13 protein-coding genes are annotated in these 16467 nt (G+C 67.9%); 11 read left to right on the forward strand and 2 right to left on the reverse strand.

Going from position 1 to position 16467, the window contains the following annotated elements; translation table 11 throughout:
• Nucleotides 1-10 precede the first annotated feature (10 nt).
• The 11 genes from prmB (at nt 11) to ACF8LI_RS12570 (ending at nt 13607) form a co-directional block, all read left to right on the forward strand.
• A complete protein-coding gene (gene prmB / locus ACF8LI_RS12520) occupies nt 11-988 on the forward strand; it encodes a 50S ribosomal protein L3 N(5)-glutamine methyltransferase (protein ID WP_034363908.1) in 978 nt (325 codons plus the stop codon).
• 1 nt (nt 989) lies between these two features.
• Complete coding sequence (locus ACF8LI_RS12525; protein ID WP_244451682.1) at nt 990-1997, forward strand: LysR family transcriptional regulator; 1008 nt, start codon at nt 990-992, stop codon at nt 1995-1997.
• 162 nt (nt 1998-2159) lie between these two features.
• Nucleotides 2160-3752 (forward strand): class I adenylate-forming enzyme family protein, encoded by a 1593-nt coding sequence (locus tag ACF8LI_RS12530; RefSeq protein ID WP_392412942.1) that lies wholly within the window; start codon nt 2160-2162, stop codon nt 3750-3752.
• A 1-nt stretch (nt 3753) separates the two neighbouring features.
• Nucleotides 3754-4977: an acyl-CoA dehydrogenase family protein gene (locus ACF8LI_RS12535; RefSeq protein ID WP_392412944.1), complete on the forward strand. Its 1224-nt coding sequence runs from the start codon at nt 3754-3756 to the stop codon at nt 4975-4977.
• A 65-nt stretch (nt 4978-5042) separates the two neighbouring features.
• Nucleotides 5043-6053: a tripartite tricarboxylate transporter substrate binding protein gene (locus ACF8LI_RS12540; protein ID WP_209803235.1), complete on the forward strand. Its 1011-nt coding sequence runs from the start codon at nt 5043-5045 to the stop codon at nt 6051-6053.
• A 94-nt stretch (nt 6054-6147) separates the two neighbouring features.
• A complete protein-coding gene (locus tag ACF8LI_RS12545) occupies nt 6148-8220 on the forward strand; it encodes an ABC-F family ATP-binding cassette domain-containing protein (protein WP_017405039.1) in 2073 nt (690 codons plus the stop codon).
• Between the two features lie 282 nt (nt 8221-8502).
• On the forward strand, nt 8503-9432 hold the full coding sequence (locus tag ACF8LI_RS12550) for a MurR/RpiR family transcriptional regulator (RefSeq protein WP_392412946.1): 930 nt from the start codon (nt 8503-8505) through the stop codon (nt 9430-9432).
• Complete coding sequence (locus ACF8LI_RS12555; protein WP_392412948.1) at nt 9429-10466, forward strand: amino acid ABC transporter substrate-binding protein; 1038 nt, start codon at nt 9429-9431, stop codon at nt 10464-10466. The genes ACF8LI_RS12550 and ACF8LI_RS12555 overlap by 4 nt, the downstream gene beginning before the upstream one ends.
• A gap of 56 nt (nt 10467-10522) precedes the next feature.
• Nucleotides 10523-11536: an amino acid ABC transporter permease gene (locus ACF8LI_RS12560; RefSeq protein WP_374005254.1), complete on the forward strand. Its 1014-nt coding sequence runs from the start codon at nt 10523-10525 to the stop codon at nt 11534-11536.
• Nucleotides 11537-11553: 17 nt separating this feature from the next.
• Complete coding sequence (locus tag ACF8LI_RS12565; protein WP_046238316.1) at nt 11554-12636, forward strand: amino acid ABC transporter permease; 1083 nt, start codon at nt 11554-11556, stop codon at nt 12634-12636.
• Complete coding sequence (locus tag ACF8LI_RS12570) at nt 12633-13607, forward strand: isoaspartyl peptidase/L-asparaginase family protein (RefSeq protein WP_047327759.1); 975 nt, start codon at nt 12633-12635, stop codon at nt 13605-13607. Before ACF8LI_RS12565 ends, ACF8LI_RS12570 begins: the two co-directional genes overlap by 4 nt.
• 715 nt (nt 13608-14322) lie before the next feature.
• On the opposite strand, the gene phbB is transcribed toward ACF8LI_RS12570, so the two are convergent.
• On the reverse strand, nt 14323-15060 hold the full coding sequence (gene phbB, locus ACF8LI_RS12575; RefSeq protein ID WP_154834388.1) for an acetoacetyl-CoA reductase: 738 nt from the start codon (nt 15058-15060) through the stop codon (nt 14323-14325).
• A gap of 212 nt (nt 15061-15272) precedes the next feature.
• The gene (locus ACF8LI_RS12580; RefSeq protein ID WP_016445928.1) at nt 15273-16454 is read right to left on the reverse strand and encodes an acetyl-CoA C-acetyltransferase; all 1182 of its coding nucleotides are present in this window, start codon (nt 16452-16454) and stop codon (nt 15273-15275) included.
• Between the last annotated feature and the right edge of the window lie 13 nt (nt 16455-16467).

A 16467-nucleotide genomic window follows, 5' to 3' on the forward strand; every position in this document is an offset into this window, starting at 1 on the left:
GGAGCCGACGATGACATCCGCCCCCACCCCTGCCAATATTCCCGCCATCTCGGGCAGCACCATCGCCGACCTCGTGGCCTCGGGCGCCGCGGCGCTCACGGCGGCCGGCGTGGCCTTTGGCCACGGCACGGCCACGGCCGAAGACGAATCGGCCTGGCTCACGCTCTGGAAGCTGGGCCTGCCACTGGACAGCGAACTGGCGCCGGGCGCACCCGAGTCCCTGGCCAGCCAGCCGGTGAGCGCCGAGCAGCAGGCCGAAGTGGCTGCGCTGTTCGCCGAGCGCATCCGCACACGCAAGCCCGCCGCCTACCTCACGCGCGAGGCCTGGCTGCAGGGCGTGCCCTTCTACGTGGACGAGCGCGCCATCGTGCCGCGCAGCTTCATTGCCGAACTGCTGGCCGACGGCAGCATCGACGGCTGGCTGTCCGACCGCACGCGCCGCGTGCTGGACCTGTGCACCGGCAACGGCAGCCTGGCCTGCCTGGCGGCCATGGCCTGGCCCGAGGTCGAGGTCACGGGCGCCGACATCTCGGCCGACGCGCTGGCCGTGGCGCGCATCAACGTGGACCGCCATGAACTCGCCGAGCGCGTGCAACTGCTGGAGAGCGACGGCCTGGCCGCCCTGCCCGGCCCCTGGGACCTGGTGCTTTGCAACCCGCCCTATGTGAACGCCGACAGCATGTCGCGCCTGCCCGCCGAGTACCAGGCCGAGCCCGAGCTGGCGCTGGCCGGCGGCGCCGACGGCATGGACTTCATCCGCCGCCTGCTGCAGGACCTGCCCTCGCGCCTGGCCAAGGAAGGCGTGGTCGTGCTGGAGATCGGCAATGAAAAGGACTTCTTCGAAGCCGCCTTCCCCGACCTGCCCGTGTTCTGGCTGGACACCAGCTCGGGCGACGAGCAGGTGCTGCTGATCACCCAGGAGGCACTGCGCGCCTGGACCGAAGGCGATATCGAGGCCCTGCGCCCGCAATACCGCCCCCTGGGCTGAGATGGACCTGCGGGCGCTGCGCTACTTCATCGCCGTGCTGGAGGCTGGCAGCCTCTCGCGCGCCGCGCACTCGCTGTACGTGGCCCAGCCTGCGCTCACGGCGCAGATCAAGAAGCTGGAAGGCGAGCTGGGTGCGCAACTGCTGGAGCGCAGCCACGCCGGCGTGACCCCCACCCCGGCCGGCGCGCAGCTGTACGAGGATGCCCGCCGCCTGCTGTCCGACGCCGATGCCATGCGCGAGCGCATACAGCGCCTGCCCCAAGGCCCCGAAGGCTCGGTCACCATCGCCCTGCCCTTTTTGCTGACCAGCCTGCTGGCAGGCCCCCTGATTGCCAGCCTGCGCCACACCCACCCGCGCATACGCATCTTCGTGCTCGACGACCTGAGCCTGATGGTGCAAAAGGCCATGCTGGACCGGCGCGCCGACCTGGCCATTCTTGTAGACACGGCCAGCCTGCATGACCTGCAGGTGCAGCCCATGGCAGAGGAATCCATCTACGTCTGCGGCCAGGATGTCGATGGCAGCGTGGCCCCGCTGCTGCGCCCGGCGCCGGACGGCGGCCTGCCGCACATGGACTTTGCCCATGCCTGCCAGCTGCCGCTGGTGCTGCAGTCGCGCCGCTTTTCCATCCGCCAGACCGTGGAGGCCGCCGCCGATGCGCGGGAGCTGCGGCTGAACATCGTCCACGAACACGATTCCGCGCGCGTCATCCGCTCGCTCTACCACTGCGGCGCGGGCTTCACCTTCACGCCCGCCTGCTCGCTGAGCGATGCGCCCGCCTGGCTGCGCGAGGGCGCCAAGGCGGCGCCCACGGGCCTCCAGCCCGGCTGGATCGTGGCCCAGGTCGCGGCGCCCGCGCTGCTGCGCCGCTACTTCCTGGCCGTGCAGGCCAACCGCGGCGGTGACCCGGCACTGCAGGTGGTCCGGCAGGCACTGCTGGACCAGGCCCGGCAACTGATCACGGCGGGCCTCTGGCAGGCGCGCTGGCAGCATCCGCAGCAGATGTGATGCAGCAGTCCGATGGTCATCAGCAAAAACGGCAAGGGTTGGTCTGGACATCAATTTTTCTGATGCAACTGAATCACTAATCGGTATTTCCCCGGCCCGGTCCTCTTCTGCAACAGTGCATGGCACGCCGCGCAAAACGCGCGGCTTCAGCCAAGGAATGCCATGCACGAGACATCCCGGCCCACCGCAGGCCACCCCCATTCCCTCCCCATACCCAATGTCGGCGAACTCGTCGCACGCAGCTGCAGGGCCCATGCCGAGCAACCTGCGGTGACCAGCGCCACGCGCAGCATCAGCTACGCAGAGCTTGAGCAGCGCTCCAACCGCCTGGCGAACGCCCTGCTTGCCCAGGGGCTGGCCCGCGGCGACCGCGTGGGCATCTACCTGCCCAATTGCGTGGAAATCGTGGAGATCGAGATCGCCTGCTACAAGGCCGGGCTCATCAAGGCGCCCTTCAACGCACGCCTGTCTCCACGCGAAGTAGGCGATATCGCGGCCAACAGCGATGCTTCCATCATCGTGACCACGGCCGCGCGCGCCGAGGCCTTCAAGCCGCACCTGCAGTCTGCCGACGTGCGCCTGCTGCTGCTGGACGGCCCTGCCGACAGCAACTACGAAGCGCTGCTCGCCCGCGCCAGCGACCGCCTCCAGCCCGTGGACGTGCACGAGCACGAGGTGGCCGTGCTGCACTACACCTCGGGCTCGTCGGGCGTGCTCAAGGCCGCCATGCAGACCTTCGGCAACCGCCTGGCCCAGCTGCGCAAATTCCTGATGCGCGGCGAGGGCATGCAGGCCGGCCATGTGCTGGGACTGGTGGGGCCGGTCACCCACGCCTCGGGCATGCAGATGGTGCCGGCGCTGTGCACGGGCGCCACCATCCACCTGTTCTCGGGCTTCGAGCCTGGCGCCTTCATGGCCGAGATGCAGGCGCGGCGCGTCACCCATACCTTCATGGTGCCCACCATGATCAACATGCTGCTGGCCGAGATCGGCGGCCGCTACCGCCCGCTGCCCGACCTGCAACGCCTGGGCTACGGCGCAGCGCCCATGGCACCCGCGCGCATCCTGCAGGCCATGGACGTGTTCGGCCCCATCCTGTCCCAGGGCTACGGCGCGGGCGAGACCACCTCCGGCGTCTGCGGCCTGACGGTACAGGACCACCTGCAGGCGCGCGCGTCGCGGCCCGAGCGGCTGGCATCCTGCGGCCGGCCCTTTCTGGAATCCCTGGTGGAGGTGGTGGACGACGAAGGCCGCCGCGTGCCCGAGGGCGAGATCGGCGAGATCGTGGTCAGCGGCGCCGATGTCTTCGCAGGCTACTGGCGCGCGCCCGAGCTGACGGCCGAGGTGCTCAAAAACGGCCGCTACCACACGGGCGATCTGGCCCGCATGGACGAGCAGGGCTTTGTCTACATCGTGGACCGCAAGAAGGACATGGTCATCAGCGGCGGCTTCAACGTCTATCCGTCCGAGGTGGAGTCCGTGCTCTACGAACATGCCTCGGTGGCCGATGCCTGCGTGTTCGCCATCCCCGACGACAAATGGGGCGAGGCCGTGGCCGCCCACATCGTGCTCAAGCCCGGCCTGGCCGGCGACAGTGCCGCGCTGGACAGCTTTTGCGCCGAGCGCCTGGGCGGCTTCAAGCGCCCGCGCCACATCGAATTCGTGCAGCAGCTGCCCAAGAACCCCAACGGCAAGGTCATGCGCCGCGCCGTGCAGGCGCCCTACTGGGCCAACCACGCCCGCAAGGTGAACTGAGATGAACGCCAAAGACACACTCCCCACCGCCAACGCTGCCCTGCTGGAAATGCCCTTTGAAGGCTCCGAGCGCGCAGCCGGCCTGATCGACGCGCTCAACGCTTTCATCCACGGCGAACTGGCCGACCTCGCCCGCGCGCATGGCGTGGACCATGAAAACAGCGCCTCCACCGATTTGCTGCGCCAGGTCTGGAAGCTGTCGCATGCGCGCGGCTTCTACGGCATGACCCTGCCCAAGGCCATGGGCGGCGCCGGCCTGTCCGTGCTCGATCAGGTGCTGGTCAAGGAGGCCATCTACGCCACGGGCTCGCCCTTCGCGCCCCATGTGCTGGGCGAACTCAGCGGCCCGCCGCGCATAGGCGCGCTGATCCGCAAGGCCACGCCGCTGCAGATGGAGCAGTTCATCCTGCCCGTGGCACGCGCCGAAAAGTCCATCTGCTTTGCGCTGACCGAGGCCGCGGCCGGCTCGGACGCGGGCGCGCTGGAGACGCGCGCCGTGCTCGAAGGCGACCACTACGTGCTGTACGGCCGCAAGCGCTTCATCTCGGGCTCGCCGTTTGCCGACTTCGCCGTGCTCATGGCCTCGACCGCGCCCGAGGGCAGCCCGCAGCGCGAGATCAGCGCCTTCTTCGTGGACCTGCATGCACCGGGTGTGCAGGTGGTCAGCGGCTACAAGACCATGGCCGGTCAATCGAGCACGGGAGACATCGTGCTCGACGGCTGCCGCGTGCCCGCTGCCCAGTTGATCGGCGAGCCGGGCCGGGGCCTGGCCCTGGCGCTGGGCCGCATCACCGTCAACCGCCTGCTGCACTGCCCGGCCATGATGGGGCTGGCGCAGGTGGCGCTGCGCGATGCGCGCGACTATGCGCTGGGGCGCCAGCAATTCGGCCGCAGCATTGCCCAGTTCCAGTCCATACAGCACATGCTGGCCGACATGGCCACCGAATGGATGGCCGCGCGCGCGCTGATGGTGCAGACGGCCCGCGCCATCGACGCCGGCATCGACGCGCGCGCCCAGGCCTCGATGAGCAAGCTGTTCTGCTCGGAGACGGCGTTTCGCATCGCCGACCGCGCCGTGCAGATCCATGGCGGCGAAGGCATCGTCCAGGGCCGGCGCGTGGAATTCCTGTTCCGCATGCTGCGCATGTACCGCGTGCTCACGGGCACCAGCGAGATACAGCGCAACACCATCGCCAAGGAACTGCTGGAGCGGGCCGGCGCCTGAGGCTGGCCGGCAGCCCCAGCACTCCCCCAGCAAACAGAAAAGACAAAAGACCAGGAGACAAAGCCATGCCACACATCACCAGCAGCGGCCAGGACCGCCGCCAATTCCTGCGGGCTGCAGGCGCCGCATCGCTTGCGGCAGGCCTGCCCTGGGCCGCCACAGCTTCCGCGCACGACAGCGTCTGGCCCACGCGCCCCATCAAATGGGTGGTGCCCTACCTGGCCGGCACCAGCCCCGACACGGCCGCGCGCATCGTGGCCGAGGCGCTGTCGGCCCAGCTGGGCCAGCCCGTGGTGATAGACAACCGCGCCGGCGCGGGCGGCAACATCGGCGCCCGCCAGGTGGCCAAGGCACCGGCGGACGGCTACACGCTGCTGTACTCGGGCTCGCCCATGGCCGCCGCTATGCGCATGTACAAAAGCCCGGGCTACGACGTGTTCAAGGACTTCCGCCATGTGCTGGGCATGTCGCGCTCGGACATCCTGGTCGTCGTGCATGCCGACTCCGGCATGCGCACGCTGGATGACCTGGCCGCCCGCGCCAAGGCCAGGCCGGGCGCGCTGGACTATGCCTCGGGCGGCGTGGGCACGCCATCGCACCTGGGCGTGGAGATGCTGGCCTCCAGCATGGGCCTGCAGGTCAACCATGTGCCCTACAAGGGCGCGTCCGAGCTGGTCAATGCCGTGCTGGGCCAGCAGGTGGCCTTCGGCGCCCCGCTGTTTTCCGTGGCCTATCCCCAGGTGCTGGCGGGCAGGCTGGTGCCGCTGGCCATTGCCGGCCCCCAGCGCAACGCCAAGCTGCCCCAGGTGCAGACCCTGGCCGAGCTGGGCGTGCCCGACGTCAACCTCACGTCCTGGGGCGGTGTGTCCGTGCCGGCCGCCACGCCCGAGGCCATCGTCCAGCGGCTGCGCACGGCGCTGGAGGAGGTACTCAGGCAGCCCAAGGTCATCGCCTTGCTGGAGCAGGAAGGCGGCAAGGTCGCCATCACCAGTGCCGAAGCCTATGCCAAGGGCTTCGAGCGCGAGATCCAGTTCACCCAGTCCATGATGCAGCGCGTGGGCATACAGCCGATCTAGGGCCTGGTACCAGGGCTTTGCACCGTGGCCGGGCACGGGCATGGCGGGCGGCAATCCTGCCCTGGCGCAATCGCTGGGATAATCCTGCCCATTCATGATCAGCCTTCGCAACATTACCCTGCGCCGCGGCACCCGCGTGCTGCTGGACAGCACCTCCGTCTCCATCAACCCCGGTGAAAAAGTCGGCCTTGTCGGACGCAATGGCGCCGGCAAGTCCAGCCTGTTCGCCCTGCTCAACGGCAGCCTGGCCGAGGACGGCGGAGAGTTCTCCATCCCCTCGCAATGGCGCCTGGGCCAGGTCGCGCAGAACATGCCCGAGACCTCGGAGACGGCCACCCAATTCGTGCTGGACGGCGACACCCGCTTGAGCGAGCTCAACGCCCAGCTCGCGGCCGCCGAGGCCAGCGAGGACGGCATGGCCATTGCCCACGCCCACGTGGACCTGGCCGATGCCGGCGCGCACGACGCCGTGCCGCGCGCACAGGCCCTGATCCTGGGCCTGGGCTTCAAGGTCTCCGAGCTGGAGCACCCCGTCAACAGCTTCTCGGGCGGCTGGCGCATGCGCCTGCAGCTGGCGCGCGCGCTGATGTGCCCCTCCGACCTGCTGCTGCTGGACGAGCCCACCAACCACTTGGACCTGGACGCCCTGGTCTGGCTGGAAGCCTGGCTCAAGCGCTACCCCGGCACCCTGGTCGTGATCAGCCATGACCGCGAATTCCTGGACGCCATCACCAACACCACGCTGCACATCGAAAACGCGCAGGTCACGCGCTATGGCGGCAACTACAGCAAGTTCGAGGAACTGCGCGCCCAGCAGATGCTGCTGCAGCAGGCTTCGTTTGAGCGCCAGCAGGAAAAGATCGCCCACCTGCAAAAATTCATCGACCGCTTCAAGGCCAAGGCCTCCAAGGCCAAGCAGGCGCAAAGCCGCGTCAAGCAGATCGAGCGCATGGAAAAGGTCGCGCCCATGCTGGCCAGCGCCGATTTCACCTTCGAGTTCAAGCCGCCCGCCAACCTGCCCAACCCCATGCTGGCGATCACGGACGCCGCATTCGGCTACCTGGACGACGAAGGCCAGGCGACCACCATCCTGCGCGGCGTCAACCGCTCGGTGCTGGCGGGCCAGCGCATCGGCATCCTGGGTGCCAACGGCCAGGGCAAGTCCACCCTGGTCAAGACCATCGCGCGCGAGATGAAGGCCCTGGCCGGCACCGTGACCGAAGGCAAGGGCCTGAACATCGGCTACTTCGCCCAGCAGGAACTGGACGTGCTGCGCCCCGGCGAAAACCCGATGGAGCACATGATCCGCCTGGCACGGGACACCGGCGCCACCGGCCCGCAGGCGCGCGAGCAGGACCTGCGCAGCTACCTGGGTACGTTCAACTTCAGCGGCGACATGGTCAAGCAGGCCGTGGGCAGCATGAGCGGCGGCGAGAAGGCGCGCCTGGTGCTGGCCATGATCGTCTGGCAGCGCCCCAACCTGCTGCTGCTGGACGAGCCCACCAACCACCTGGACCTGGCCACGCGCGAGGCCCTGGCCATGGCCATCAACGACTTCGACGGCACCGTCATGCTGGTCAGCCACGACCGCGCCCTGCTGCGCTCGGTCTGCGAGGACTTCTGGCTGGTCGGCCGTGGCGTGGTCGGCCCCTTCGACGGCGACCTGGACGACTACCAGCGCTACCTGCTGGAAGAATCCCGCCGCCTGCGCGAGGAAGCCCGCAAGGCCGAACAGGCGGCTGCGGCCACCAGCAAGGCGGCAGCGCAGGTGGAGCCCGCAGCAGGTGCAGCAGCTGCAGCACCTGCAGTGCAGGCCCCCGTGGCTGCTGCGCTGGCCCCGGCCCCCGCTGCCCCGCCCACGCCACCGGCCGCCAGCGCCGGAGACCAGCGCGAGCAACGGCGCCTGGCCGCCCTGGCCCGCCAGCAAATGGCCGAGAAGACCCGCCCGTTCAAGAAGGAACTGGAACAGCTGGACAAGCGCCTGCCCCAGCTGCAGGCCGAACGCACGCGGCTGGAGGGCCTGCTGAGCCAGCCCATCTCGCCCGCCGAGATGGCCGAAGCAGGCCGCAGCCTCAAGGCCTGCAACGACGAGATCGACAGCCTGGAGGAACGCTGGCTGGAACTGAGCGAGCAGATCGAGCAGCTGTCGGCCGCGATGTCCGACTGATTCCAGTCGTTCTCGAAAATCAGGCGGCCCCATGGGTGCGAGGCGCTTGCTCGCACCCATGACCGTCTGCCACCAGCGTCGTCCCGCGTGAAGACGGCGCTCCACTTCGGCTCCGCCCAAGTGCGCCCCCTGAGGCCCCGCCCTCCCCCACTCCCCTCACGCCCTCGCACTCCCCCGTAGCCAGCGGAACGCATGGATCGTTCGGTTCAGGGTTTCCCCTGAATGAAAGATTTCATTCCTAAAAAATAATGAATGAAAGAGACCATTCAATTTCATTCATTCATGGAACTCCACCCCCACCCCGCCGTACAGGAACTGCTGCGCGCCAGCGTCGATGGCTCGCCCGCCGTCGCCCGGGTCGGCCGCTGGATGGCCGCGCATCCGGTGCTGGCCGTCACGCTGAGCGCCGAGGAAGTGGCCAATGCCTGTGGCGGTTCCCTGGCTGCCGTCAACCGCTTTGCCAAGCATGCCGGCTACGAAGGCTTTGCCGATCTGCGCCTGCACCTGGGCCGCCAGCTGCAACAGGCCCTGGAGCCCGTGAACAAGCTGCGCGCGGCGCACGAGCCTGCCGCAAGCGCCGTGGGAGCGCAGGCCTTCGAGCACACGCAGCGCAATCTGCAGGCGGCCGCACAGGCCTGCGACCCCGGCCTGCTCGATCAACTGGCCCAGCGCATCTGCCGCGCGCGCCGCGTCCTGTTCATGGGCTTTGGCAGCTCCCACCATGTGGCAGCCTTTGGCGCCGACGCGCTGCAGCCCTATCTGCCACAGGTGCTGGAAGTGGCCTGCGCAGGCGGCACGGAGCAAGCCGTCCGGCGCATGACAGGGCTGACGGAGCAGGATGTGCTGATCGCGATCTCGCTGCCGCGCTACTCACGCGAAGCGGTGGAGCTGACGGCGCATGCGCGCCAGCGGGGCGCCCTGACCATCGCCATCACCGACGAGGCCACCAGCCCGCTGGCCGGCCAGGCCGACTACGTGCTGCTGGCCCCTGCCGCCCACCCTCTGCTCCCATCGTCGGTGCTGGCGGCCATGGCCATGGTCGAAGCGCTGGCCACCCAGGTCATCCGCTCCACGCCCCAGGCCGTGCGCAGCCTGGTCGAACTGTCCGAGTCGGTGCTTCCCTACCTGACACCGGACAGCGGCCCCGCTTTACCTGCGGCGAGCAAGCCGCAACCCCAGGCCCCCCATCCCGCCGCAAAGGACTCCGCATGAATGCCCCTGCCCGTTTCCGCTTTCTTTTCGCCTCGATGGCCGCCGCGGCCACGCTCGCTGCCGCGCCGGCCTACGCAGGCAAGACGCTGGATGGCATCAAGCAGCGCGGCGCCGTGGCCTGCGGTGTGCACACGGGGCGCGCAGGCTTTGCGCTGGCCGACGGCAGCGGCAACTGGTCCGGGCTGGACGTGGATTTCTGCCGCGCCGTGGCGGCCGCCACCCTGGGCGACGCCGGCAAGGTCAAGTTCATTCCCACCAGCGGCCAGACACGCATCACGGCGCTGCAGTCCGGCGAGATCGATCTGCTGGCACGCAACACCACCTGGACCTTCACGCGCGACAACGGCCTGGGCCTGATGTGGGCGGGCATCAATTTCCACGACGGCCAGGGCTTCATGGCCAGGAAGAAACCCGGCCTGAACAGCGTCAAGCAGCTCTCTGGCGCCACCATCTGCGTGATCAGCGGATCCACCACGGAAAAGACCCTGTCGGAGTACTTTCGCGCCCACAAGCTCAACTACAAGGCGGTGGTGTTCGACAACCCCGAAGCCGCCCTGCAGGCCTTCAGCAGCGGGCGCTGCCAGGCGTATACCGGCGACCTCGGCGCCCTGGCCGTGCTGCGCGGCAAGGAACTGGCCAACCCCGACGACTACGTGATCCTGCCCGAAGTCATCTCCAAGGAGCCGGCCGGCCCCGCCGTGCGCCGCGGTGACGACGAATGGTTCGCCGTCGTGCGCTGGACACTCAACGCCATGATCGAGGCCGAGGAACTGGGCATCACCCAGGCCAATGCCGACGAGCTCAAGACCCGCTCCGACAGCATTCAGGTCAAGCGTTTCCTGGGCCAGAGCGACGACCTGGGCAAGCAGCTGGGGCTGGACAGGGAATGGGCGCTGCGCATCGTCAAGGCCGTGGGCAACTATGGCGAGAGCTATGAGCGCAACCTGGGCGCCAGGTCGGGCCTGAACGTGCCGCGCGGCAAGAACGCGCTGTTCACCAAGGGCGGCCTGATGATGTCGCCGCCGATGAACTGACGCGCCGAGGGCACCCTGCCATGAATGCCGCGAACGCTGTAGATGCTGTGAAAGCCGTGAATGCCATCGACACCGGGGCACGGCAGCCACCGGCCCCCACCCGGCCACGCTGGGGCCGGCTGGCCTTGCAGCTCGCCATCGGCTGGCTGCTGATATTGCTGCTGGGCTGGCTGGCGCACAACGCCAGCCGCAACATGGCCGCGCGCGGCATTGCCGGGGGCTTCGGCTTTCTGGAGCAGACGGCCGGCTTTTCCATCTCCGAAGGGCTGCTGCCCTACGAGCCCGGCGACAGCTACCTGCGTGCGGTCGCGGCCGGCGTGGCCAACACGGTTCGCGCCGCCGTGCCCGCGCTCGTGCTGGCCACCGTGCTGGGCCTGCTGCTGGGCGTGGCCGCAGTGGCAAGGCATCCGCTGCTGCGCGGCGCCGTGCGCCTCTATGTCGATGTGGCGCGCAACATCCCGTTGCTGGTGCAGGTGCTGCTGTGGTATTTCGCGCTGACTTCGCTGCTGCCCGATGTGGACCACCCTCTGGCCATCGGCCCCCTGGGCTTTCTGAGCAAGGCGGGGCTGGCCCTGCCCGGCCCGGTGTACGACAGCGCGGCTGGCTGGCACTGGAGTTCTCCGCAACCGGGCATGTTCGGCATCGACGGAGGACTGGCGCTGACGCCTGAATTCCTGGCTCTGGTGGGCGCCCTGGGCCTGTATGCCGCCGCCTATTGCGCGGAGATCGTGCGCGCCGGTCTGCAGGCCGTGCCGCGCGGGCAATGGAACGCTGCCTCGGCCCTGGGCATGCGCCGCGGCCAGCAGCTGCGCCTGGTCGTGCTGCCGCAGGCCCTGCGGGTGATCATTCCCCCCTATACCAACCTGGCGCTCAGCACCATCAAGAACTCCTCGCTGGCCGTGGCCATCGGCTACCCCGACGTGGTGATGGTCGCCAACACCGCCATGAGCCAGACCGGCCAGGCCATCGAATGCGTGACCATCATCGCGGTGGTCTACCTGGCCATCAACCTGCTGACCTCGCTGGCACTGAATGCCTTCAACCAGCGCAGTGCCTTTATCACACGCTAGCCGGGAAAGACCTGCCCATGAGTGCCGTACTCCGCGCACCGGCCCTGCCGGTGGCCCCGCCCCGGGTTCCGCTGGCGCAGCGCCTGCGCGCCAGCCTGTTTCCGGATGCGCTCTCCGGGCTCATCACCGCCACGCTGCTGCTGGCCGCGCTGTGGGCGGGCTGGAAACTGCTGGCCTGGGGCCTGCTCGACGCCGAAACCGCAGCCAACCCCGACACATGCCGCGCTGCGGCCGGCGCCTGCTGGGGCGTGGTGCGCGAGAAATACCGCCTGGTATTCCTGGGCCGCTATCCCGTGGCCGAACAGTGGCGCCCCGTCGCCGCCAGCCTTTGGCTGCTGGGCAGCGTGGGCGTGGCGGCGCTACCGCGCTTCTTCGGCCGCGCCGGCATGGCAATGCTGCTGGCCGGGTTGACCGGCTTTGGCGTGCTGATGGCCGGCGGTGTGGCCGGCCTGGCACCCGTGCCCAGCGATCTGTGGGGCGGCCTGCCGCTGACCCTGTTCCTTGCCGTGATCGCCTGCCTGGCCGGCGTTCCGCTGGGCATCCTGCTGGCGCTGGGCCGGCGCTCCAGCCTGCCCTTGATCCGCATCCTGTGCACGGGCTTCATCGAGGCCGTGCGCGGCGTGCCCCTGATCACACTGCTGTTCTTCGGGGCCTTCGTGCTGCCCATGCTGGTGCCCGCGCAATGGAGGGTAGACCCCATGGTCCGCATCGCCGTCTGCCTGGCGGCCTTCAGCGCGGCCTATCTTGCCGAGGTGTTTCGCGGCGGGCTGCAGGCCGTGCCCCAAGGCCAGGTCATGGCGGCCCAGGCCATGGGCTTCACCAGGGTGCAGGTGCTGCGCCACGTGGTCCTGCCGCAGGCGCTGCGCGTGACCATAGCGCCCACGGTGAGCAACTTCATCGGCGCGGTGAAGGACACCTCCCTGGTGGCGATCGTGAACATCTACGACATCACTGGCTCCCTGAAGATGGCCATGAGCGACCCCCACTGGATTGCGTACTTCGTGGAGATGTACATGGTGGTCTGTGCCGTCTACCTGCTCATCGGCCTGGGCATCGCCCGCTATGGCCGCTTCCTGGAATCGCGCTACGCACTCCAATGAACATGCCCCAGAACTCCCGAAAATTTTCCATTGCCGTGCACGGCGGCGCAGGCACCGTCATCCAGGGCCAGGCCGACGAGGCCCCCTACCACGCCGCGCTGGCCCAGGCGCTGGAGGCGGGCGCCGCCCTGCTGCGGCGCGGCGCCAGCGCGCTGGACGCCGTCCAGGCCGCGTGCCAGTCCCTGGAAGACTGCCCGCTGTTCAATGCCGGGCGCGGCTCCGTCTACACGCGCGACGCGCGCCACGAGATGGACGCCGGCCTGATGGACGGCAGCAACCTGCGGGCCGGCGCAGTCGCTTCCGTCAGCCAGGTGCGCAATCCGATTGCGCTGGCGCGGCATGTTCTTGACGATGGCCAGTGCGTGCTCCTGGTCGGCGAAGGGGCGCAGCGGTTTGCCGATGAGCGCGGGCTGGCGCGGATGGATGCAGGTTACTTCGACTCTGCCGAGCGCCTGGCACAGCTGCGCCGGGTGCAGGCGCAATCCGGCCAGACCGCGCTGCTGGACCACGACGCCAGCGGACTGGCGGCGCACCCTGCTCCGCTGAACGAGAACGGCAAGATGGGCACGGTCGGCGCCGTGGCGCGCGATGTGCATGGCAACCTGGCCGCTGCGGCATCCACCGGCGGGCTGACCAACAAGCGCCCCGGGCGCGTGGGCGACACGCCCGTGGTGGGCGCAGGTTTCTACGCCGACAGCACCACCTGCGCCGTGGCGGCCACCGGAACCGGAGAGCATTTCCTGCGCGCAGCCCTCGCGCACGACATCCATGCGCGCATGCGCTACCTGGGGCAAAGCCTGGAACTCGCAGCAGACGCCGCAGTGCGGGGCACGCTGACACACATCGGTGGCCAGGGCGGCGTGGTGGCCGTGGACAGCGACGGACGCGTGCACTGCCCCTTCAACAGCGCCGGCATGTACCGCGGCTACATCGTGGACGACGCGCCTGCCGTGACCCTGATTTTTGCCTGATGGACGTTTTCACCCCGGGTTGACCTGTGCCCACGCATTGCGGGCAACGAGGCGTAACAGCATCGACATCGGCCCGCCACGCCCGTAAGCCTCTGTCAGGAAACGGATTTTTCTCACCGCGCCAGAAATCTGTCTTCAAACTGACAGATCACCACCTCCGGGCTTGCAATTGCTTGCGTCCTGGGGCAATCCCTGAGTCAACCTGCCTCCACTTGCCCGCGTTGAACACGCAACAAAGGAGTGATTGCACATGACCGACATCTTTTCCCACACCGCCCTGCAGACCCGCTTTGCAGCCGCTGCGCTGGCCCAAGCTGTCTGGCCATGGGATGACCGTGACCGCAAGCGCGGCCCCCGCAGCGCTTGAAAACCGGGTCACGAAAAAGTTTCGACTTCCTTCGAAAATTTTTTAAAAACCTGTCAACCAGCTGAATCCAGCCCGCGTTAAGAGAGCAATACAGGAGAAGTTTCCATGCAAACGAACGCCATCATGTCCATCTGGCCCGAAGACGAACGCGATCGCAAGCGCTGAGGCGCTGGCTGGCGCACACGGTGCCCCAGTCTCTGACACCACCGGTCTGACGGCCTTCCGTGCAGACCCCCTCTTCCACAGAACCCGCTTCAGCGGGTTTTGTCATTTCTGGGACATTTGCCGCGGGGCTGCCCAACAAAAAAGGAGCCCGGAGGCTCCTTTGCAGCGCGAACCCTTGCAGGTTCAATGCATGTGCAGGCCACCGTTGACCGAAAAATCGGCGCCGGTGGAATAGCCGCCTTCCTCCGAAGCCAGCCAGGCGATGATCGATGCGATCTCGCTGGGCTCGCCCAGGCGCTTGACGGGGATGGTGCCCACGATCTTCTCCAGCACGTCGGGACGGATGGCCTTGACCATGTCGGTGCCGATGTAGCCGGGGCTCACGGTGTTCACGGTCACGCCCTTGGTGGCCATCTCCTGCGCCAGCGCCATGGTGAAGCCGTGCATGCCCGCCTTGGCGGCCGAGTAATTGGTCTGCCCGGCCTGGCCCTTGGCGCCATTGACCGAGCTGATGTTGATGATGCGGCCCCAGCCCTTTTCCACCATGTCGCCCACGACCTGCTTGGTCACGTTGAACATGGAGTTGAGGTTGGTCTCGATCACGGCCTGCCAGTCTTCGGGCGTCATCTTGATGAACATGCGGTCACGCGTGATACCGGCATTGTTGACCAGCACATCGATGTTGCCGTGCTCGGCCTTGGTCTTGCTGAAGGCTTCGACGGTGGAAGCCCAGTCGCCCACATTGCCCACCGATGCATGGAAGGTGAAACCCAGCGCCTTTTGCTCGTCAAGCCACTTCTGGAAGTCGCGCGACGGACCACAACCTGCGATGACCTTGAAGCCTTCCTTGTGCAGACGCTGGCAGATGGCCGTTCCGATGCCTCCCATTCCCCCTGTGACATACGCTACTTTTTGAGCCATTCTTCTCTCCTGTCAATCAATGGTTGCTTCAGATCAATCTATCCATGACAACCGGAACATTGACGCCGGTTATCGCCAAGGGTGCCTGAGCCTCTGGGCCCGGCCCCCTCGCATGGCTAGTATGCAGCGCGTGCGCTGCGCCCCTCTTCGGGCAGGCCCTAGTCAAGCCTAGGATCTACCCTGAAAGCTTGCTAACGTTTTCCCGGAGCCTTTCAGACGCGCTCCACGGTCATGGCCACGCCCATGCCGCCGCCGATGCACAGGCCGGCCAGACCCTTCCTGGCGCCGCTGCGCTGCATCTCGTGCAGCAGGGTCACCAGGATGCGGGCGCCCGATGCGCCGATGGGGTGGCCGATGGCAATGGCGCCGCCGTTGACGTTGACCTTGGCCGGATCGATGCCCAGCTCCTGGTTCACCGCACAGGCCTGTGCCGCGAAGGCTTCGTTCAGCTCGAACAGGTCCACGTCCTGCGCAGACCAGCCGGCGCGCTGCAGCGCCTTGCGCGAGGCGAACACCGGGCCCAGGCCCATGGTGGCGGGGTCCAGACCGCTGGTGGCATAGGAGACGATGCGCGCCAGCGGCGTCAGGCCCAGGGCCTTGGCCTTGGAGGCGCTCATCACCACCACGGCGGCGGCGCCGTCGTTCAGGCCCGAAGCATTGCCGGCCGTCACCGAGCCAGCCTTGTCGAAAGCCGGACGCAGGCCTGCCAGCGCCTCGGCGTTGGTCTTGCGGTTGATGTACTCGTCGGCCGCAAAGACCACGGGATCGCCCTTGCGCTGGGGAATGCTGACGGGAACGATCTCATCCACGAACTTGCCGGCGTCCTGCGCGGCCGTGGCCTTTTGCTGGCTGGCCAGGGCCAGGGCGTCCTGCTGTTCGCGGCTGACGCTCTTTTCCTTGGCCACGTTCTCGGCCGTGATGCCCATGTGGTACTGGTTGTAGACGTCCCACAGGCCGTCCACGATCATGGTGTCGGCCATCTTCCACTCGCCCATGCGCTGGCCGTCGCGCGAGCCCGGCAGCACGTGGGGGGACAGGCTCATGTTCTCCTGGCCGCCGGCCACGACGATCTCGCTGTCGCCCGTGGCCACGGCCTGGGCCGCCAGCATCACGGCCTTCAGGCCCGAGCCGCAGACCGCATTGATTGTCAGGGCCGGGGTTTCCTTGGCAATGCCGGCCTTCATCATGGCCTGGCGTGCAGGGTTCTGGCCTGCGCCAGCGGCCAGCACCTGGCCCATGATGACTTCACCGACCTGGTCGGTGCCGACCTTGGCGCGGCTCAGAGCCTCGCGGATCACGATGGAGCCCAGTTCGGTGGCGGGGATCTTGGCAAGGGTGCCGCCGAACTTGCCAACGGCAGTGCGGACAGCGGAAACGATGACGATGTCTTCCATGATGACGGACCTT

This window comes from Delftia sp. WSY_12, assembly GCF_043104645.1.
In the GTDB taxonomy this organism is placed as follows: Bacteria; Pseudomonadota; Gammaproteobacteria; order Burkholderiales; family Burkholderiaceae_C; genus Comamonas; species Comamonas tsuruhatensis.

Excerpts from the sequence above, each read along its gene's own strand:
- prmB (WP_034363908.1), top strand. The coding sequence starts at position 11 with ATGACATCCGCCCCCACCCCTGCCAATATTCCCGCCATCTCGGGCAGC.
- ACF8LI_RS12525 (WP_244451682.1), top strand. The coding sequence starts at position 990 with ATGGACCTGCGGGCGCTGCGCTACTTCATCGCCGTGCTGGAGGCTGGC.
- ACF8LI_RS12530 (WP_392412942.1), top strand. The coding sequence starts at position 2,160 with ATGCACGAGACATCCCGGCCCACCGCAGGCCACCCCCATTCCCTCCCC.
- ACF8LI_RS12535 (WP_392412944.1), top strand. The coding sequence starts at position 3,754 with ATGAACGCCAAAGACACACTCCCCACCGCCAACGCTGCCCTGCTGGAA.
- ACF8LI_RS12540 (WP_209803235.1), top strand. The coding sequence starts at position 5,043 with ATGCCACACATCACCAGCAGCGGCCAGGACCGCCGCCAATTCCTGCGG.
- ACF8LI_RS12545 (WP_017405039.1), top strand. The coding sequence starts at position 6,148 with ATGATCAGCCTTCGCAACATTACCCTGCGCCGCGGCACCCGCGTGCTG.
- ACF8LI_RS12550 (WP_392412946.1), top strand. The coding sequence starts at position 8,503 with ATGGAACTCCACCCCCACCCCGCCGTACAGGAACTGCTGCGCGCCAGC.
- ACF8LI_RS12555 (WP_392412948.1), top strand. The coding sequence starts at position 9,429 with ATGAATGCCCCTGCCCGTTTCCGCTTTCTTTTCGCCTCGATGGCCGCC.
- ACF8LI_RS12565 (WP_046238316.1), top strand. The coding sequence starts at position 11,554 with ATGAGTGCCGTACTCCGCGCACCGGCCCTGCCGGTGGCCCCGCCCCGG.
- ACF8LI_RS12570 (WP_047327759.1), top strand. The coding sequence starts at position 12,633 with ATGAACATGCCCCAGAACTCCCGAAAATTTTCCATTGCCGTGCACGGC.
- phbB (WP_154834388.1), bottom strand. The coding sequence starts at position 15,060 with ATGGCTCAAAAAGTAGCGTATGTCACAGGGGGAATGGGAGGCATCGGA.
- ACF8LI_RS12580 (WP_016445928.1), bottom strand. The coding sequence starts at position 16,454 with ATGGAAGACATCGTCATCGTTTCCGCTGTCCGCACTGCCGTTGGCAAG.